Annotated in this window: 15 protein-coding genes and 2 pseudogenes; 13 read left to right on the top strand and 4 right to left on the bottom strand. The window is 66.4% G+C overall.

The window, feature by feature from the left end; translation table 11 throughout:
• Positions 1-35 precede the first annotated feature (35 nt).
• The 8 genes from IPG97_12560 to IPG97_12595 all read left to right on the top strand — a co-directional run bounded on the left by IPG97_12560 (position 36) and on the right by IPG97_12595 (position 7,584).
• Positions 36-281 carry a DUF3039 domain-containing protein gene (locus IPG97_12560; GenBank protein ID MBK6857345.1) on the top strand — a complete coding sequence of 82 codons (246 nt, stop codon included), beginning with the start codon at positions 36-38 and terminating at the stop codon, positions 279-281.
• A gap of 458 nt (positions 282-739) precedes the next feature.
• A complete protein-coding gene (locus tag IPG97_12565) occupies positions 740-1,543 on the top strand; it encodes a queuosine precursor transporter (GenBank protein MBK6857346.1) in 804 nt (267 codons plus the stop codon).
• Positions 1,544-1,704: 161 nt separating this feature from the next.
• Positions 1,705-2,643: an NAD-dependent epimerase/dehydratase family protein gene (locus IPG97_12570; protein MBK6857347.1), complete on the top strand. Its 939-nt coding sequence runs from the start codon at positions 1,705-1,707 to the stop codon at positions 2,641-2,643.
• A 120-nt stretch (positions 2,644-2,763) separates the two neighbouring features.
• Positions 2,764-3,348, top strand: coding sequence for a MarR family transcriptional regulator (locus IPG97_12575; GenBank protein MBK6857348.1), 585 nt, complete (start codon positions 2,764-2,766; stop codon positions 3,346-3,348).
• Positions 3,345-4,625, top strand: a complete 1,281-nt coding sequence (locus tag IPG97_12580) for an MFS transporter (GenBank protein ID MBK6857349.1) — start codon at positions 3,345-3,347, stop codon at positions 4,623-4,625. Before IPG97_12575 ends, IPG97_12580 begins: the two co-directional genes overlap by 4 nt.
• A 344-nt stretch (positions 4,626-4,969) precedes the next feature.
• Positions 4,970-5,764, top strand: coding sequence for a mycothiol synthase (gene mshD / locus IPG97_12585; protein MBK6857350.1), 795 nt, complete (start codon positions 4,970-4,972; stop codon positions 5,762-5,764).
• A gap of 152 nt (positions 5,765-5,916) precedes the next feature.
• On the top strand, positions 5,917-7,005 hold the full coding sequence (rlmN, locus tag IPG97_12590; protein MBK6857351.1) for a 23S rRNA (adenine(2503)-C(2))-methyltransferase RlmN: 1,089 nt from the start codon (positions 5,917-5,919) through the stop codon (positions 7,003-7,005).
• 105 nt (positions 7,006-7,110) lie between these two features.
• Positions 7,111-7,584 carry a MaoC family dehydratase gene (locus IPG97_12595; protein MBK6857352.1) on the top strand — a complete coding sequence of 158 codons (474 nt, stop codon included), beginning with the start codon at positions 7,111-7,113 and terminating at the stop codon, positions 7,582-7,584.
• 132 nt (positions 7,585-7,716) lie between these two features.
• On the opposite strand, the gene IPG97_12600 is transcribed toward IPG97_12595, so the two are convergent.
• Positions 7,717-8,454 (bottom strand): VIT family protein, encoded by a 738-nt coding sequence (locus tag IPG97_12600; GenBank protein MBK6857353.1) that lies wholly within the window; start codon positions 8,452-8,454, stop codon positions 7,717-7,719.
• A gap of 174 nt (positions 8,455-8,628) precedes the next feature.
• Here IPG97_12600 and IPG97_12605 point away from each other — a divergent pair, with 174 nt between their 5' ends.
• Together IPG97_12605 and IPG97_12610 are read left to right on the top strand one after the other, a co-directional pair.
• A complete protein-coding gene (locus tag IPG97_12605) occupies positions 8,629-10,218 on the top strand; it encodes an AMP-binding protein (GenBank protein ID MBK6857354.1) in 1,590 nt (529 codons plus the stop codon).
• Between the two features lie 69 nt (positions 10,219-10,287).
• Positions 10,288-11,943, top strand: coding sequence for an acyl-CoA synthetase (locus tag IPG97_12610; protein MBK6857355.1), 1,656 nt, complete (start codon positions 10,288-10,290; stop codon positions 11,941-11,943).
• Between the two features lie 129 nt (positions 11,944-12,072).
• On the opposite strand, the gene IPG97_12615 is transcribed toward IPG97_12610, so the two are convergent.
• Together IPG97_12615 and IPG97_12620 are read right to left on the bottom strand one after the other, a co-directional pair.
• Positions 12,073-12,738, bottom strand: coding sequence for a sigma-70 family RNA polymerase sigma factor (locus IPG97_12615; GenBank protein ID MBK6857356.1), 666 nt, complete (start codon positions 12,736-12,738; stop codon positions 12,073-12,075).
• Between the two features lie 213 nt (positions 12,739-12,951).
• A pseudogene (locus IPG97_12620) lies at positions 12,952-14,193 on the bottom strand (transposase).
• A 159-nt stretch (positions 14,194-14,352) separates the two neighbouring features.
• Between IPG97_12620 and IPG97_12625 the strand changes: the two are divergent.
• The 3 genes and pseudogenes from IPG97_12625 to IPG97_12635 all read left to right on the top strand — a co-directional run bounded on the left by IPG97_12625 (position 14,353) and on the right by IPG97_12635 (position 16,983).
• Positions 14,353-14,511 carry a (2Fe-2S)-binding protein gene (locus tag IPG97_12625; GenBank protein MBK6857357.1) on the top strand — a complete coding sequence of 53 codons (159 nt, stop codon included), beginning with the start codon at positions 14,353-14,355 and terminating at the stop codon, positions 14,509-14,511.
• Between the two features lie 133 nt (positions 14,512-14,644).
• A pseudogene (bfr, locus tag IPG97_12630) lies at positions 14,645-15,115 on the top strand (bacterioferritin).
• 233 nt (positions 15,116-15,348) lie between these two features.
• Positions 15,349-16,983, top strand: coding sequence for an EAL domain-containing protein (locus tag IPG97_12635; protein ID MBK6857358.1), 1,635 nt, complete (start codon positions 15,349-15,351; stop codon positions 16,981-16,983).
• 91 nt (positions 16,984-17,074) lie between these two features.
• Here IPG97_12635 and IPG97_12640 read toward each other — a convergent pair whose 3' ends face one another.
• Positions 17,075-18,748 (bottom strand): GMC family oxidoreductase, encoded by a 1,674-nt coding sequence (locus IPG97_12640; GenBank protein MBK6857359.1) that lies wholly within the window; start codon positions 18,746-18,748, stop codon positions 17,075-17,077.
• Positions 18,749-18,803 lie beyond the last annotated feature (55 nt).

Below are 18,803 nucleotides of genomic sequence, written 5' to 3' on the forward strand. Positions count from 1 at the left end.
ACGGTGCGGGTGTCCCGGAGTGGTTGACTGTCGGGGTGAGCGACCTCGACCTCATCGAGAGCCAGGACATCCGCACCACTGAAGACGGCGACCACGAGCGGTTCGCTCACGTGGTGGTTCCCGCATCGGCGGTGACCGAGGCCTACATAACCGGAACCCCGGTGACGGCCTTGTGCGGCAAGACATGGGTCCCCACCCGCGATCCAGGGCGCTACCCGGTCTGCCCGACGTGCAAGGAGATCCTCGACGCGGCGCGAGCGATGCGCGGCGGCGGGGGTTGATCGGCCAAGTTCTCCCATGAGACCTAGGGGATAGGTCCGGGCGTCGCCGCTTCAAGGGCGACGCCTGGAAGGTTTCACCTCGGCCTAGCCATGCCGTTCACATGGGTCGGCTCGCCTAGCCTCTCGCCTTCTACCCCGGAGGCAGCTCCCCGGGACCTGATCGGAGCTGCGGCGGTGTCGGACCACCCGCCTCACCAAAACCGAGGTGCGAACCAGTGAGCGACCAGACGCCCGACGACGTCCCCGCCGACCCCACCGACCCCGCCCATCCCGCTCCCAGCGAGGTTTCGTCCACCCGTCCGGCAGCCAGCGAGCCGCCGTCGGGCACGGTGGTGGGCGATTCGGTGGTGGTCGACCTGACCCCCACCGGGTTGGCCCAGGCTCTGGCCCGTCACCACGCCGTCACGCCACCCAACCCCGCGGGAGGCGATTCCGACGACGAACCCATCGGCCAGGCGATGACGTCTGAGGCCGATGTGCCCTCGATCCCCGGGAATCCGGTGATCGATCTGACCGAGCCCGACGCCTACCGCAGCGGTGCCGATCATCGGGGAGCCACACCGGTCCACTCGCCGGGCCCGGATCGACGGGTGGCACGCGCAAGCGGTGAGGTCACGGTGGGCACGGTGGCGTTGGTGTCCATCGGTGTCTACGTGGGTGCCCAAGTCATCTCCCAGGTGACCAGCCTCAAGATCGGCACGGTGGCCGACCGAGCGGTGGACATGGGCACGTTCATCTACCCGATCACCTTCACCTTGCGAGACATCATCCACAAGGCGGCGGGCCGCCGAGCGGCGCGGATCGCCATCTGGACCAGCGCCGGCGTCAACCTGTTCCTGGCCGCGTATCTGGCGTGGGCTGCCGCGTGGCCGACCGACCCGTCCTACCCGCTGGGGGCCGAGTACTCGGCGGTGCTGGGCCCACTGTGGCGGATCGTGATCGCTTCGCTGTTGGCCATGGTGGTCAGCGAGCTGATCGACACCGAGGTGTACCACTGGTGGGTTACCCGCATCACCACCCGGTTTCAATGGCTGCGGGTGCTTGTGTCCAACGCCATCAGCGTCCCGGTCGACAACCTGATCTTCGCGGTGGGTGCCTTCGCTCCCCTGTTCTTCTTGAGTCAATACCAACGCGATCAGTCATTGCCGTGGGATGTCGTGTGGGACATCTTCTGGGTGAACCTGGTGGTCAAGGGGCTGGTGAGCCTGGCCTCGATCCCCTTCATCTACCTGACCAAGGACCGCCACCTCGACCAGGCGTGAGTACAGTGAAGCCCCCTTCACCACAGAGCAGCCACGAACCACCAACCACAGCACGTAGCTCGACGGGTGCCGGCGTCCAGGGGTGGGGCGGGTAGCGTCGGCGCCGCCCGGCCGCAGATCCGGCCGGGGGTACTCCCGGGGAGGGATCAGTTGTGGCGACGTTGAGCAAGGTTGTGGTGACGGGCGGTGCGGGGTTCATCGGCGCCAACCTGTGTCGCCACCTGGTCGAATCGGGTGCGACGGCAGAGGTGGTGGCCTACGACAACCTGTCCACCGGTTTCGCCACGAACGTAGACGGCCTGGCCGGAGTCACCCTGGTGGAGGGTGACATCTTGGACCAAGCCCACCTCACCGAGGTGTTGGACGGGGCAGATGCCGTGGTGCACCTGGCGGCGCGCCCCAGCGTGCCCAAGTCGATCGAGGATCCCCTGGCCAGCCACGACGCCAACGCCACCGGCACCATCCGGGTGCTGGAGGCCATGCGTGCCGCGGGAACCAAACGGGTGGTGGTGGCATCGTCGTCGTCGGTTTACGGCGCCAACCCCACACTTCCCAAGGTCGAGACCCTGACGCCGATGCCGGTGAGCCCCTACGCCGTGTCCAAGCTGGCGACGGAGTCCTACGCCTTGTCCTACCAGCAGGTTTTCGGTCTGGAGGCGGTGGCGTTCCGGTTCTTCAACGTGTTCGGTCCCCTTCAGCGGGCGGGCCACGCCTATGCCGCGGTGGTGCCAGCCTTCGTTGACGCGGCACTGGCCGGGCGCCCGCTGCCGGTACACGGTGACGGAGGCCAGACCCGTGACTTCACCTATGTGGGCAGCGTGGCCGAGGTGATCACCGAGGTGATGGCCCGGGGTCTCACGTCGCCGACCCCGGTGAACCTGGCCTTCGGCACCCGGTATTCGCTTCTCGAGGTGATCGCCCTGCTGGAGCAGATCTTGGGCCGTCCACTGGAGCGCCACCACGTGGACCCCCGGGCCGGTGACGTGCGCGACTCCCAGGCCGACCAGAGCGCGCTACGGGTGTTGGTGGCGGGCCTGGAACCGGTCGACCTCGAAACCGGCCTGCGCCAGACGATCGCCTGGTTCGAGACGCTCACCTGACAGCGCGGCAGCAGGCGTTCGGACAGAACCCGGCTCTCGCCACCCAGGGGACAGAAGTCACAATATATTCCCTGGGAAATAGTTTCACTTGCTAAGTAGTTGTGGTGCATGATGGATGTCATGACCACTGCTCCCCCGTCCCTCGACCTCGACCGGGAGGATCTGGTGGAGGACGCGGAACGGCTGCGGCTGGCCACCACCCGTCTGGCACGCATCTTGCGCCAGGAGACCCACACCGGTCTGACCCCCACCCAGGTGGCGGCCCTGGCCACCCTGCAACGGATGGGTGCAGTACCGCTGAAGGCCCTGGCCGAGGCCGAACGGATCAGCGCCCCCACCGCCACCAAGGTGGTCGACAAGTTGGCCGAGGTCGACCTGGTGGAGCGCCTCCCCCACCCCGACGACCGCCGGGTCACGCTGGTGTCAGTGACGCCAGCAGGCCATGACCTTCTGGCGGCCACCCGCCGTCACAAGACGGCATGGTTGGCCACCCGACTGGCCGATCTGTCCCCCACCGACCGAAGTCGCCTACTCGACGCGGTGGAGGTGATCGAACACCTTGTCGCCCCTGATGCCGCGGGGTCTGCCTCACCCACCGACGACATTCCAGTCGTCACCACCACGGCCACCGGCACGGGCACGGCCACCGGTCGCCCCGTCAAATCCGCCAGAACGACCAAGACCGCCAAGGAGGGAACACCATGACCGATCGCATCAAGGGCGCCTCCGCAGACACGTTCCGCTCGTTGCGGACCCGCAACTTCCGCCTCTTCTTCCTGGGTCAACTGGTGAGCCAAACCGGCACGTGGCTGTCGATGATCACCCAAACCCTGCTGGTCTTGAACCTGACGGCTTCCGGGGTGGCACTGGGGGCGTTGACCGCCTTCCAGTTCGGGCCGATGCTGGTGTTGGGGGCATGGGCCGGGGCGGTGGCGGACCGCGCCGACAAGCGCCGCCTGTTGATCACCGTCCAGTCCCTGTCGATGCTTCAGTCGCTGGCGTTGGGGGCGCTGGTTTTGAGCGGTCACGCGTCGCTCGGGGTGATCTACGCCCTGGCCGCGGTCCACGGAGTGATAAACGCCTTCGACAACCCGGCCCGACGTTCGTTCGTTGTCGAGATGGTGTCCGACGCCGACCTCCCCAACGCCGTGAGCCTGAACAGCGCGGTGATGACCGGTTCGCGGGTGCTGGGCCCGGCCGCGGCCGGGGCGTTGGTTGTGGCCTTCGGCTACGGCTGGCCGTTCGTCATAGACGGCCTGTCGTATGTGGCCGTGATCGCCGGCTTGGTGATGATGCGACCCGGGGAGCTGAACCGGGCCGAGCCGGCACCTCGCCAACCGGGTCAGGTCCGCGACGGGTTGCGCTACCTGCACAACACCCCCGAGTTGTTCGTGCCCATGGTGATGATGACCATCATCGGCACCTTGGCCTTCAACTTCTCGGTGACCATGCCGCTGCTGATCGAGGGACCGCTGGGCGGCGGGACGTCTTCATTCACCACGTTGTTCTCCATCGTGAGTCTCGGTTCGTTGCTCGGGGCTCTGGCCACGGCCAGACGCGCCAGCGTGGATGGACACCATGTGGTGGTGGGGGCAACCGGTTTCGGGCTGTCGCTGGCCGCTCTGGCTGTTGCCCCCAACCTGGCCGCGGCCTTCGTGGTTGCCCCGGTCCTAGGCGTGACATCGATCCTGTTCCTCACATCGTCGACCGCAACCGTGCAACTCCTAGCCGACCCGGTCTACCGGGGTCGGGTGCTGGCCATCCAGGCCATGGTCTTCTTGGGTTCGACACCGATCGGTGGCCCGCTGGTGGGTTGGGTGGCCGATTCCGTCGGCCCTCGCCTCGCCGTGGCGTTGGGGGCGGTGGCCTGCCTGGGGGCTGCCGTCTACGGCCATCGAGCCATGGACCGAATGACGCCGACCAACCCCCTCCAGGGCGCCCACGACACGACCGAGACCGCCACGGTGACCCTGGCTGACTAATCCTGGATCCGCCAAAGGCAGAGCCTCCCCGCCCACAACCTTTGGTGGGCGGGGTCGGTCCTGGGCAGGGGGGTTAGCGTCCGGGGGTGCCCGTGACCGGTGATCAGCCCTCATACCTTCAACCGTCGGCCGTCATCGGGGGTGGGACAGGCGCGGTGAAGTTCTCGGCAACCCAGACCTCGGGCTCAGGGGCAACAGCGGACGAGCCCGCCCCCACGACGCATGGTCAAGCCGACCCCAGTTCTGGCGGGCTCCGAAGCGACGACGACCTCTCCTCGGTCGGGCACGTTTCCCCCGGCGAGGCCGGTTCTGCCCCCACAGGGCACGTCGGCCGCGGCGAGGCGGTGCTCACCTGGGCGGTGCGGGGTCCTCAATGCGAAGCCGTTCTCACCTGGTCCGACACCGAACCCGACGATGACGCCAGTGTCGGGCCCCTGGCCGATGCCGTGGCTGGCGAACTCATCCGGCTTCGGTCCGAACTGGAGTCGAACTCACCGCCGATCCAGGTGCTGCTTGTCGCCGACCACCGAGGCGCGAGCGTCCATCCGTTGCCCGAAACCGCAGCCAACGCCGCTGGCCTGACCGAGGTGAGAGACCTGTTCGAACTGCGTCGGCCGCTACCAGTCGAGAGGGATCACCCGGCTCGGGACATGGCACCACCACTCGCTCCCCGGGCCTTCCGCCCTGGCTATGACGACGATGCATGGCTGAGGATCAACAACCGGGCCTTTGCCACCCACCCTGACCAGGGTCGAGAGACACCTTCCACGCTGGAGTCACGGATGGCAGAGCCGTGGTTCGATGCAGCGGACTTCCTGGTATTGGACGACCTGGACCGCCCCGATGAGCTCTCGGGGTTCTGTTGGACCAAGGTGGAAATCGACGACACCGCCAACCCCGGCCCAGGATCTGGGGAGATATACGTGATCGCAGTGGACCCGGCTCACCACGGCGAAGGGCTCGGTGCCGCGCTGGTCCTGGCCGGCCTCGACCACATGACCGAACGAGGTGTCACCACCGCCACGCTTTATGTAGATGAGACCAACACCGCGGCCCGGAGCCTGTACAACCGGCTGGGCTTCGTCGTGCACCACCGACGCCGGGTACGCACAACCCCAATGGAACCGGTGACGCAGTGAGCGAGGGTGACGGCGAGATACCCGCCCACGAGCGGCGGCGCGGCTCGCAAAAAGGCGATGACCCGACCACGGACTTCCCTCCAACGGCCGGCGACGACTCGTCCAATGGCCGCTCGACCGATGACGCCCACTCCGCCGATAGCGACCACTCGATGGGTGCGAGCGGGGATCGGTCGACACGGTCCCGATACGACTGGAGCCGCGACCAGCTGGCTGACCTTCTGGCTGACCAGCCCCGGTACCGAGTCGACCAGGTCTGGACCGGCCTGTACGGCCACGGGGACGAACCCGAGGACTGGTCAAACCTGCCCAAGAGCCTTCGTTCGAATCTCACGGTGGCCCTACCGTCGGCATTGAGGTTGGCAGCCGAGTCGGTGAGCGACGACGGCGACACCGTGAAGTGGTTGTGGACGCTGGCTGACGGCCACCAGGTCGAGACGGTGTTGATGCACTACCCCGATCGGGCCACCGTATGTGTGTCATCGCAGGCTGGCTGTGCCATGGCCTGCGGATTCTGTGCCACCGGTCAGGCCGGCTTCGACCGTCACCTCACCACCGGCGAGATCGTCGAGCAGGTCGTGCGAGCCCGGCGTCGAGCCAGATCAGATGGTCGACGGCTCTCCAATGTGGTGTTCATGGGCATGGGCGAACCGTTCGCCAACTACGACCGAACATGGGCGGCAGTGGAACGGATCCATGATGATCTTGGCATGGGCGCCCGCCACTTGACCCTGTCCACCGTTGGCATCGTGCCGGGCATCAGGCGCCTCGCCGAGGCGTCTCTGCCGGTGAACCTGGCTGTTTCTCTGCACGTCGCCAACGACATCGAACGTGACGAACTGGTGCCCATCAACAGGCGTTACCCGTTGAAGGTGCTGGCCGAGGCCTGTCACCACTACGTGGAGGCCACCCATCGACGCCTGTCCTTCGAATGGGCCCTGATCCATGGCGTGAACGACAGCGAGCGCCATGCCCGTGAGTTGGCCGCCTACGCCCGACCGCTTCGTGCCCACGTGAACCTCATCCCCCTCAACCCGACTCCTGGATATCGGGTGAGGGGCTCATCGCCAGTTCAGGTTCGCCGCTTCGCCAGCGTGCTCGGAGATCTCGGGATCAACGCAACCGTCAGGCGAACCCGCGGTACCGACATCGACGCGGCCTGCGGCCAGCTCCGTGCCACTCACTCGACCGCGGTCGCATCTCCCAGCAGGTCCAGTCACAGAACTCAGGGTGAGACGTGACCGACCTCCAACCAGGCGCGCCGAAAGGCCAGCCGGCTCATAGACGCGGCCTAGGACCCGAGCTGTCGGCGCGCCGGAACTGACGGGCCGTCAGGTCTTCGTGGCATGCTGGGCGCCATGACCACGGTTATCAACGGCATTGCCGGACTCAAGGAACTCGTCGGTACCCACCTCGGGTACTCCGACTACATGGAGATCACCCAGGAACGGGTGAACACATTCGCTGACGCCACCGGCGACCACCAGTGGATCCACGTCGATCCGGAGCGGGCCAAGGCCGAGAGCCCCTTCGGCGGGCCGATCGCCCACGGCTACCTCACCTTGTCTCTGGGGCCGGCCCTAGCTCCCCAGATCATGAAGGTCGAAGGCGTGAAGATGGGCGTCAACTACGGCTGCGCCAAGGTGCGGTTCCCGTCACCGGTTCCGGTCGGCTCCAACCTCCGCCTCGGCGCCGAGCTCACCGCGGTCGAGGACCTGCCCAACAACGGGGCCCAGGTGTACATGACCTTCACATTCGAAGTGGAGGGCGCCTCCAAGCCTTCGTGTGTCAGCGAGATCATCTTCCGCTACTACGAGTGACATCCCGCGGCGGCGGGTGGTTCAACCGCCCGTCGCCGTACGGACACATTTCCCCTTGCCACGCCGCCGAGGGACCAGCGGTCCGCCAGCGGTTCCGAACACCCCGGTCGAAGTCGGAGACGCTGGTAGAGGTCAGGTGACCGACACGTCGAACAGTCGCCCGACCATCCAGGTGACAGCCATGCCGGCCGCGCCTCCCAACACGACGCGCACGGCGGCGCGAACCATGGGTGCGCCTCCCAGGCGGGCCCCGGCGGCTCCCAGCCCAGCCAGACCGAGCAGAGCGGTTACGACCACGGCTGGGACCCAGAGCCCGGCCGGGAACCCGAGGACGACGAGGATCGGTACCAACGCTCCGAGGGCGAAGCTGATGGCCGAGGCCACGGCGGCCTCGACCGGCCGAGCCAGGCTGTCGGGGTCTATGCCCAGCTCCTCTCTGGCGTGCGCCCCTAGGGCATCGGCCTCGGTCATGGCCTCGGCCACCTCACGAGCCAGGCCATCGGGAACACCTCGACCCTTGAGGTTGGCGGTCAGCTCCGCCAGCTCACGGCCGGGGTGATCCTCCAGGGCTCTGGCCTCCATGGCCAGATCGGCGGCCTCGGCATCTCTCTGGGAAGACACCGAGCTGTACTCGCCCATCGCCATCGACGCCGCTCCCGAGATCAACGCCGCCACTCCGGTGGCAAGCAGCACCGACCGCTGCGCTCCGGCGGCGGCCACGCCGACCACGAGGCTCGATGTCGACAGCAGGCCGTCGTTGGCGCCCAGCACTGCGGCCCGAAGCCGCGGGGCACGGTGGCTGGTGTGGGCCTCATCGTGCCACTGCTCGGGACGGTGACGGGTTCGGCCGCTCCTGTCGGCGGTCACCATGGCCAGTGGGTTCATTCCTCCATGGTGGCGGATCGGATTCGGTTTCGGCTTAGTTGCTCGGACCCGACCAGCAAGGCGAGCATGCCGAGTTGACGTCACCGGGCACCGGTGGTCAGGCACGCTGAACAGGGGCTTTCGGCGGAGGCGAGCCGCAGTCGCTACGGTCCCCCGCCGATGGAGAGCTGGAACCTGGGAGACCTGTTCGAGTCGGTGGTCGAAGCGGTGGGCCACCGTGAGGCAGTGGTCACCTCAGAGGGCCGCCTCAGCTACGCCCAGCTAGACGCCCGCACCAACCAACTGGCCCACGTGTTGTCCACCATGGGCGTCGGCCCCGGCGACCATGTGGCCCTGATGCTGCGGAACGGCAACGAGTACCTCGAGGCCATGTTCGCGGCGTTCAAGCTTCGGGCTGTCCCGGTCAACGTGAACACCCGTTACACCGCCGACGAACTCGAGTACCTAATGGGTGACGCCCGGCCATCGGTGGTGTTGGTAGAGCCCGACTGCTCGTCGCGCGTCGGGATGGCACTTGATCATCTCGACTTCAAGCCCACCCTGATCGAGCGAGGCTCGGATTACGAGCAACTCTTGGCCGCGTCCAGCACCGTGCGTCCCGAGGTCGAGCGGAGCGGCGATGACATCTATGTGATCTACACCGGGGGCACGACCGGATTCCCCAAGGGCGTGGTCTGGCGCCACGAGGACCTGCTCTTCGGTGCCCTGGGCGGAGGCAACCCCGGTGGAGATCCGGTTTCGTCACCCGCTGAGGTGGTCGAGATCGCCAGGGCCGGTCACACCCGATGCCTTCCGGCATCGCCGTTCACCCACGGCACCGCCCATTGGACGGCGATGTCGACGCTGCTACGGGGCGGGACCGTGGTGATCGACTCCGGTGAACATCTCGACGCCACCCGCCTGTGGGCGCTGGCCGAGTCCGAGCGGGCCGGGATCCTGGTGATCGTCGGCGACGCATTCGCCCGTCCGCTAGCCGATGCCCTGGCCGCCGAGCCGGACCGTTGGGACCTGACGGAGCTGGTGGTGGTTCTGAGCGGTGGAGCCGTGCTGTCGCCGGCCGTTCGCAGCGAACTGCTTCACCACCTCCCCTGGGCGGTGGTGGTCGACGGGTACGGGACCTCTGAGACCGGCGGGCAGGGACAGATGCCGGTCTTCTCCGGGCAGAGCACCGAGTTGGTCACCCGGTTCCACGTCGACGAGGACACCGCCGTCCTCGACGATGCCGGGCGTCCGGCACCTCCCGGCAGCGGCCTGGTCGGCAGGCTGGCCCGCAAGGGTCGAATCCCGTTGGGCTACCTCGGAGATCCAGCCGCCACCGGCGAGACGTTCGTCGAGCTGCACGGCCAGCGTTGGGCCATTCCCGGCGACCTGGCCAAGGTGGAGGCCGACGGATCTATCACCCTGCTGGGCCGGGGCTCCCAGTCGATCAACTCAGGTGGAGAGAAGGTCTTCCCCGAGGAGGTGGAAAAGGTCCTCAAGGGACATCCCGCCGTATTCGACGCCGTCGTGGTCGGCATCCCTCACCCCCGCTTCGGTGAACAGGTGGCTGCGGTGCTCCAGGCCCGGGCCAACATCGACCTGGATCTGGACTCGGTCGACCGCCTCGTCCGCGATCACCTCGCCGACTTCAAGGTTCCCAGGCGGGTGGCGGTGGTAGGCGAACTGATCAGGCGACCCACCGGCAAGCCGGACCTGGTGTGGGCCCGATCGTGTTTCGACGATCCACCGTCGACGCCTCACTCGGACTGACAGCCGGCCTGTCGAGGTCCCGGCCGACCACTACTATCTGACGACCCGTCAGAGACGAACCCAGGGGACATCGTGGACCAGTACAACCTCGCCGTGGTGAACGAGGCCGTGGCCGCGGCCAACCCGGACCGTCCAGCCATCATCACCGCTGACAGCACAACCACCTACGCCGAGCTGACGGCCCGAACCCGCCGCTTGGCCAATGCGCTCCACCAGCGCGGCTTCGGGTGCCACACCGAGAGGTCCGAACTCGCCGGCCATGAGTCCGGCCAGGACCACATGGCGATCTACCTGCACAACGGCCCCGAGTACATCGAGGCCATGATCGCAGCGTTCAAGGCCCGAGTCGCTCCGCTCAACGTCAACTACCGCTACGTGGCCGAGGAGCTCCGCTACCTCCTCGACAACTCCAAGGCCCGCATCGTCGTGTACCACGACGCGTTCGCCCCCACCCTGGCCGAGGTGCTCCCCGACCTTGACGACGTGGCCCTGCTGATCCAGGTGGCCGACGAGAGCGGCAACGACCTGCTCGAAGGAGCGATCCGCTACGAGGACATCATTGCCGAGGGCTCTGAGGAACCGGTGCCGGTGGAACCCTCACCCGACGACCTCTACATCCTCTACACCGGCGGGACCACCGGCATGCCCAAGGGCGTGTTGTGGCGTCAACACGACATCTTCATCTCAGCCATGGGAGGCCGACCTTTCGGCCAGGCCACGGCCATGGAAGACCTGTCCACGGTGGTCGAGAACTCTCGCAACGGCGGAGCCCGCATGATGTCTGTTGCTCCACTCATGCACGGCGCGGCGCAGTGGTCGTCTTTCACGGGCTTCACCGGGGGCAACACGGTTGTGTTCCCCCGGGAGGTGACCCGCCTGGATGTCCACGATGTGCTCGGCACCGTGGAACGGGAGAAGGTGCTGACCCTCCAGATCGTGGGAGATGCCATGGGTCGCCCGCTCATCGAGGCGCTGGAGCAGTCCGATTACGACATGTCGGGGTTCCTGGCGTTGGTGAGCGGCGGGGCCGCGCTCAACAGCGCTCTGAAAGATCGCTTCCTCGAGGTGGTTCCGCACGCGATCGTGCTCGATGCGGTTGGGTCTAGCGAGACCGGAGCCCAAATGGGCCACACGTCCATGAAGGGTGCCACCGCCACCGGCACCTTCACCCCCGGCCCCGAGACGTCGGTGGTCAACGCTGAGCTCACCGCCGAGCTCAGCCCTGGCGATGAGGAGACCGGTTGGCTGGCCCAACGGGGTCACGTACCGCTCGGCTACCTCGGCGACGAGGCCAAGACGCTGGCAACCTTCCCGGTCATCGGTGGTACCCGCTTCGCCGTACCTGGAGACCGGGCCATCTGGAAGGCCGACGGGATCATCGAGTTGTTGGGGCGCGATTCGGTGACCATCAACTCTGGCGGCGAAAAGATCTATGCCGAAGAGGTAGAGCAAGCCATTGCCCGTCACCCGAAGGTGTACGACGTGATCGTGGTGGGCCGACCCAGCGAACGCTGGGGTTCTGAGGTGGTCGCCGTCGTCCAACCCGCCGAGGGTGAGTCGGTCACCGCCGACGAGTTGCTGGCTGAGATCACGTCTTCGTTGGCCCGTTACAAGCTTCCCAAGGCCTTCATCTTCCGCGACACAATCGTTCGCTCGCCCGCTGGCAAGGCCGACTACCGCTGGGCCCGAGCCCAGGCCGAAGCCACCCTGCCCGGCGACGCCTAGGCGTCGAGCCCGAGGTGTCGCCGACCCCTGGGTGAGGCACGATTGGAGCGTTGTGCGCTACGGCTCCAACCAACCGCGAGCAGGATTGGCCGTGACCCATCCACCAGCGCCACTGGGCCGGGACCGGGCTCAGGCCACCACCGCCAGGTCGGCCAGAGGACCGAAGCGCGGCTCGGCTTGAGCAAGGGCTCGCAGGCGTAACCGCGTTCGACGGCTCTGCTGGCGGACGCTGGCCGGGTTCATCCCGAACAGGGCTCCGACGGTGACCGCCGGAGACGGATCCCCCAGTGCCACCTGGATGCCCAGCTCCATGAAGACGACCTGATCCCTAGCCGACGCCACCCTTTCCAGTCCTTCGCACAGCAGCGCCACCTCGGGCAGCTTGGATGCCAGGCGGCGGAGGTGAACCGACGTGTCCTCCTCTACCGCGGGCCGAGCCGGAGGCTCCTCGCTCTGGGCCTGACGCTCGTCGTCCAGCTCGTCTACCCAGCGTCCACTGAGGTGGCGGTCTACCGCGGCGCTGATCCGGCCCCGCGCCCACACCCATGGGGGTGCACCCCGGTCGGCTCGCCACCCTCGGGCGACGGCCTGGATGGCCAGGGCGGTCTCTATCACCAGCTCGTCGACGTCCTCGGCGCTGAGGCGGGAGTAGCGGTCTGCGGCCAGCTTCCTCACAGTTCGCTCCAGGTCGCCCCGATGAACCTCTATCAGCCAGGTGAACGCCACCATGTCTCCGGCGGCCAGTCCCGCCATGATCTCGGCCAGCCCTGGTTGGCGCAACAAGTTCCCTTCCATGTTGTGGGTGCTCCCTCCTGCCTCCACAGCGGAGGCACACCCCCATCGTGCGGAGGGGGTGTGACAAACAAGGCGCTCCTCATCGTTCGGGCGTCCCCCGAGCCGATTCCGAGGTCAAAGGGGCCCACCAAAGGCACACCTCACCGCTCGTCGATACCGTCCGTGACGCGAGGTGCCTCACGTGAAAGTGAGCGCGTGGGGGTTGGTGGTGCCTCACACACTTTGAGCGCTTGAGGGCTTGCGTTTGGTGGGTGTCAATCGGTTGATCGACGGTTGTAAGGATTCCAGATCGAGGGGCTTCGCTGCGGCGATGGCTTCGGTCTTGGCTCTAGCGGCGGCGGTGAGCTGGGCCTGGATGTGGTTGATCTGGCGAGGAGGTCGGCGGGGTTGGTGCCGTGGATCCGGGCTTGGACCTCAGCGATGCGGTTCTCGGTGAGGATCTCGGCGTCGAGGCGCCAGGGGGTCTTGGGGTCGGTCGGGCCGTCTGGGCGGTGCGGTAGTCGAGGGGTTTGCGGGTCGGGGTGAAGGAGTTGGGCCGGGGGGGCACCAGCGGCCACAGCTCGTTGAGCAACGTGAGTTCTTCGGGCGTGCGTGCGCCAGTAGAAGGGCTTGGCGCACGACGTGGTTGTTCTTGACTCGACGGTTGCCGGTCGTTCTTGCGGTAGGGCCGTGATCGTGGGGTCTGGGGGGCTTGGAGCCACCCGGCGACGTCGTGGTTGATGAACTCGATCCGTTGTCTGAGTCGAAGCTGATCAACGGGAACGGGAACTGGCCTGTAGGTCTTCAACAGCTTGGGGATCCACAGTGAGGCGTGTTGGCGAGCGGGGTTCTCGGTCCAGCCGGTGCCCATGTCGGTCATGGTGAGGGTGCGGGCGAACTCACCGATGTAGGTCGGTCCGCAGTGTGCGACCGTGTCGGCTTCGATCGCTCCGGGGCGGTCATCGCGTTCGTCGCCGACGGTTCGGATCTTGATCGAGTTGCGCAGCTTCCGCCGCCCTTGTTGTGGAGATGCCTTTGATCCGCATCCGGTCACGGGCCGGGCGCAGGTAGCGGTCCACGGTGGCTGCTGACATCGCCATCAGTTCGGCCCGGGCCGCTTCTGTGGCGAATGGCTTGTCCAAGTCGCCGGCCGCTTCGAGCAAAGGAAGCCACAGGTCGCATCACCACGAAGTACTTCCCACATGGCATGCCCATGAGCATCCACACGTGCTCGAGCAACAGCCGGGTGTCGTCGCTGTATAGGCGGGATTTCACCGAGCGCTTGTCGATCTGGTCTTTGGGGTCTGGGAGCTGAGGGCCACTCAGCAAACGACGAGCAGTCGAGCGGCCCATCCCGGTGGTGTCCACGACCTGATCCAAGATCTGGCCCTTGTCAGCCTTGGAGCCTCTGCGGTATGCGTCGCGCAGCTTGTTCGTGACCTGACGTCGAGCAGCCATGTCGATCTTGCCTTCCATTAAGAGGCAAGCCTTCTCCCAGGCCTGGGATCATGCGCTCAAAGGTGTGAGGCACCAAACATCTCCAAGCGCTCAAAGTGTGAGGCACGTCGTGACGTTGACATTCCGTTGCTGGTTAGGCAGACTTACCAACTGATGGTTGTGTGTCATTGCAACGTCGTGAGCGATCATGAGATCCGGGCCGCGGTGGCGGCCGGGGTGCTCGACGCCGAGGGCCTAGCCTCGGCCTGCAATGCCGGCACCAAGTGCGGTGGCTGCCGCTCGATCGTCGACGCCATCGTGGCCCAGACATCGGTGACCATCGTCTCCGCAGCCTGAACCGCCGTCTCCGCAGCCTGAACCTCGCCACGCTCGCGGCGGAAGGCAAGCCTGTCGCCCAGCGTGTACGGCTGTGACCCCACGAACCCGTTGCTATGTTCCCAGGTGAGCAGCCACTTCAGGAGACGACGTTATGTAAGGCGATGCCGAGATCATCGAGGTCCTCAACGAGATCCTCACCGCTGAGTTGACCGCCATCAACCAGTACTTCATCCACGCCAAGATGCGGGAGAACTGGGGTTTCCCTCGCCTGGCAGCGGTGGCCCGCAAAGAATCCATCGAGGAGATGGAGGATGCCGACAAGATCATCGAACGCATCCTGTACCTCGACGGCGTCCCCAACCTCCAGCGATACAACCCGGTTCTGGTGGGCGAGACCGTGCCCGAACAGCTCGCGCTCGAACTCGAGACCGAGAAGGCCGCTATCGACCGCTACAACCGTGCGGTGGCCCTGTGCGTGGCCAAGGGAGACAACGGCACCCGGGAGCTACTCGCCGACCGTCTCGTCGACGAGGAGTCGCACGCAGACTGGATCGAGAGCCAGCTCCACGTGATCGCCACCGTGGGCGCAGAGAACTACCTGGCCCAGCAGATCCACGACTGAGGATAGACAAACCACAACCAGGCCGGCACCCCTCGGGGGTGAGCTGACCGTCCAAGACGATCCTCCATCGCCCCTACGTTCCGTGCCGATCGCCGGAAATGTCCGCCACTTCCACTACTGTGAGTGACGTGTTGGAAACTGGCAGCCGGGGGGCAACAGGTCAGTCATCGCCGCCGACCTCCCAAGCGAAGCAGGCCGAGGCCCTCCGCCTCGGCCCTGACACGATCGTGTTGGTGGACCCGGCAACCGGCCTGATCGACTGGGTCAGCGATCGAATGGTCGATCTGTGCGGCTGGGAACCGACCCGACTGTTGGGTCGCGCCTTCCACGACTTACTACCCCGTTTCCCGGTAGAACCCGGCCAATGGAAACCGATGGTGGATGCGCTGCGCACCGGTTCGGTTGCAGTTCACAGCGGACGAATACGAGGCCTGCGCCGGGCTCCCCGGCCGGTGGAGGTCCGTTTCACGATCACCTCCATCGACCACCAGCCCGTGGTTGTGGCTGCAATCAGAGAAGCCGAGGCCCGCTCCAGCGTGATCGCCCGAATGCAGAGCCGCCACGACGACCTCGCCACCCGAGACCCTCTTACTGGCCTCGCCAACCGCCACCACCTGCTCAATGTGGTGGGCCGCACATTGGACACCACCAGACCGGGGGATCACGTGGGCCTCCTGGCGGTGGACATCGCCGGGTTCCGCAAACTCAACGACTCGATGGGCCACGACCACGGTGACGAGATGCTGCGACAAGCCGCAGCCCGTATCACCCGCAGCATCACCCCAGACGCCACTGCGGCCAGGATCGGAAGCGATGAGTTCGTGATCGTCCTCCCCGGTCTCGGCCACGATCGCCGTAGCGCCCAAGACACAGCCATGGGGCGAGCAGAGACGGTGGCCGCCGCCATCGAGTCACCGTTCCGACTCGGAGCAGACGAGGTTCAGGTCTCGGTCCGGGTCGGAGTCGCGGTGGAGATGTCGGGCTCGGTCGAGCCCCTCGAGCTGCTCCGCCGAGCTGATCTCGCTCGACGCCCCTGCCTCGAGAGCACCGGATCGTCCCGACAGGTGTTCGACGTCCGGATGGACCTCGACGCCAAGCGGGCCATGGACCTGGACCGGTCTCTGCGGCGGGCCATCGATCGCCGCGAGTTGGCAGTTCACCTCCAGCCCCGCCTCAGGGTGGCGAACGGTGGCCTGGCCGGGGCCGAAGCACTGCTGCGGTGGAGGAAACCGAACCCTGCCAATCCGGACCCGGCCAGCCTGGTGGCCACCGCCGAAGGAAACGGTCTGATCGTGCCTTTGGGACTGTGGGTGCTGGAGGAGACCGTCGGCCACGCTGTAGATCTGGGGCGAGCTGGCGTCCTGCGCCCCGGCATGTCGGTGAGCGTGAACGTCAGCACCCACCAACTCCAGGCCACGCATTTCGTGGACGAGTTGGCCGTGCTCTTGGACCATGCCGGGCTCCCTCCGTGCGCGCTCACCGTCGAGTTGACCGAGTCGTCGCTACTCACCGACCTCCACGGAGCAAAGGGCCAACTCGACGCCTTGGCCGAACTAGGCGTGGGCCTGTCGATCGACGACTTCGGGACCGGATACTCATCACTGGCCTACCTCCGAGATCTTCCAGTCAACGAACTCAAGTTGGACCGGCTCTTCGTGTCCGACCTCGACCGAGACGCCGCGGCCGAGGCCATCGTGCGGGGAATCCTCGAGATCGCCCGGGGTACGGGATTGGAGACGGTGGCCGAAGGCGTTGAGCGCACGACCCAACTCGACGTGCTGCGCGCCACGTCCTGTGACCAGTACCAAGGACACCTCACCAGCGCGGCCGTGCCGATCGGCGAGTTCCTCAGCCGCTACGGCCGCTGACCCGGGAAACCTAGATCCGCCGAGGGGCAGAGCCTTCCGGCTGAGTTCGTTTCGCCAGAAGGTCGCGTAGCCGCCGAGCAGGCTCGACCTATCAACCCACCCGCATCGCGGCCGGGGCGTGGGCCGGGACGGCGGGACGGGCTGGCACCACCCGATCGACCCGTTGGTAAGGCTCCCCCATCGCCGGACGCATGTCGGTCTGGCCTTTGTTGGGCCACAGGCTCATGGCCCGTTCGGTCATGGCGGTGATGGTCAGCGACGGGTTGACACCGAGGTTGGCCGATACGGCCGAACCATCGGCCACGGACAGACCTTCATATCCGAAGACCCGTTGGTAGGGGTCGATCACCCCCGCGTCCGGTGAATCACCGATCACGCATCCACCCAAGATGTGGGCGGTGGTGGGAGCGTCGAGAAGAGTCTCGTTCCATGCTCCCCAGGCATCGCCCTCGAGCATCTCAGCGGTCCGCCGGGCGGCCTCATTGGCTACCGGCAGGTACGTCGGGTTCGGTTCACCGTGTCCAGGCCGGCTCACCAACATGTCGAGGCGGTCATGGCGGCGCAGGCTGATGCTGTTGTTTCGGCTTTGCATCACCAGCAAGATGATCGAGCGCTCCGACCATCGACGAACCGACAGCGACCGCACGAAGGCGATGGGGTGGCGGACGACTTTGGCGGCGAAGCGGGCCTGGCGGGGGACTCGGCCTCCACCGTCCACCAGAACGGTGGTGAGCAATCCCATGGCGTTGGAGCGCGGCGGGTAGCGAACGGGCTCAATGTGGGTGTGGTCGTCGGGGTGAATGGACGAAGTGATGGCGACCCCATGGGTGAGCTCAGGCATCGGGGTACGAGCCGATGCCCCCACGATGGCTTCGCTGTTGGTACGAACCACGTCACCGAGCCGGTCCGACAACTCCGGCAGCCGGCCTTCGTCACGGAGACGCAACAGCAGCTTCACCGTGCCGAGCACTCCCGCCGACAACACGACCTTCTCGGCGGTGAAGGTGCGGGGACGATGACGAAGCACCGCGCCGGGCCGATCGGTGGTGATCCGCCAACCTCCGCCCGACAGGGGTTCCAGGTCGGTGACCTGGGTGTCGGGGTGGACCACGGCGCCCTTCTTCTCGGCCAGGTACAGGTAGTTGCGGTCGAGGGTGTTCTTAGCCCCCACCTTGCAACCCACCATGCAGCTACCGCAGTGGGTACAACCGACCTTGTCGGGGCCTTCGCCTCCGAAGTAGGGGTCTGGGACCTGCTGACCCGGTTCACCGAACCACACCCCAACCGGTGTCCGGTGATAGGTGTCGGCCACACCCATCTCGTCGGCCAACCGGCGTATGTACTCGTCTGCTGGGGTGTCCTCAGGCACCTCGTTCACGCCCAACATCCGCCGGGCTTGGTCGTAGTGGGGGGCCAGCTCGTCACGCCAGTCAGTGATGTGCCCCCATTGCGGGTCGCTGTAGAAGGGGTCGAGCGGTTCGTAGAGGGTGTTGGCGTACACCAACGATCCGCCGCCAACCCCAGCTCCCGACAACACGGCAATGTCCTTGAGCGGGGTGATCCGCTGGATGCCCCGCAGGCCCAGGACCGGCGCCCACAAGAACCGCCGCAGCTGCCAGCTCGAACGGGGCAGCGTCTTGGTGTTGAACCTTCGGCCCGCTTCCAGCACCCCGACCCGGTACCCCTTCTCGGTGGCCCTCAGCGCGGTGACGCTGCCCCCGAATCCAGAACCCACCACCACCACGTCGAAGTCGAAATCGGCCATGGCCAGCATCGTTCCATGCCCACCGCCGCTGTGCCCACCGCATCGTCGGATTGGT

This window comes from Microthrixaceae bacterium, assembly GCA_016702505.1.
Classification (GTDB): Bacteria; Actinomycetota; Acidimicrobiia; order Acidimicrobiales; family Iamiaceae; genus Aquihabitans.

Coding starts and splice junctions, on each gene's coding strand:
- IPG97_12595 (MBK6857352.1), top strand. CDS start 7,111: ATGCTGGGCGCCATGACCACGGTTATCAACGGCATTGCCGGACTCAAG.
- IPG97_12640 (MBK6857359.1), bottom strand. CDS start 18,748: ATGGCCGATTTCGACTTCGACGTGGTGGTGGTGGGTTCTGGATTCGGG.
- IPG97_12615 (MBK6857356.1), bottom strand. CDS start 12,738: ATGGAAGGGAACTTGTTGCGCCAACCAGGGCTGGCCGAGATCATGGCG.
- rlmN (MBK6857351.1), top strand. CDS start 5,917: ATGGGTGCGAGCGGGGATCGGTCGACACGGTCCCGATACGACTGGAGC.
- IPG97_12565 (MBK6857346.1), top strand. CDS start 740: ATGACGTCTGAGGCCGATGTGCCCTCGATCCCCGGGAATCCGGTGATC.
- IPG97_12580 (MBK6857349.1), top strand. CDS start 3,345: ATGACCGATCGCATCAAGGGCGCCTCCGCAGACACGTTCCGCTCGTTG.
- IPG97_12575 (MBK6857348.1), top strand. CDS start 2,764: ATGACCACTGCTCCCCCGTCCCTCGACCTCGACCGGGAGGATCTGGTG.
- IPG97_12605 (MBK6857354.1), top strand. CDS start 8,629: ATGGAGAGCTGGAACCTGGGAGACCTGTTCGAGTCGGTGGTCGAAGCG.
- IPG97_12600 (MBK6857353.1), bottom strand. CDS start 8,454: ATGGTGACCGCCGACAGGAGCGGCCGAACCCGTCACCGTCCCGAGCAG.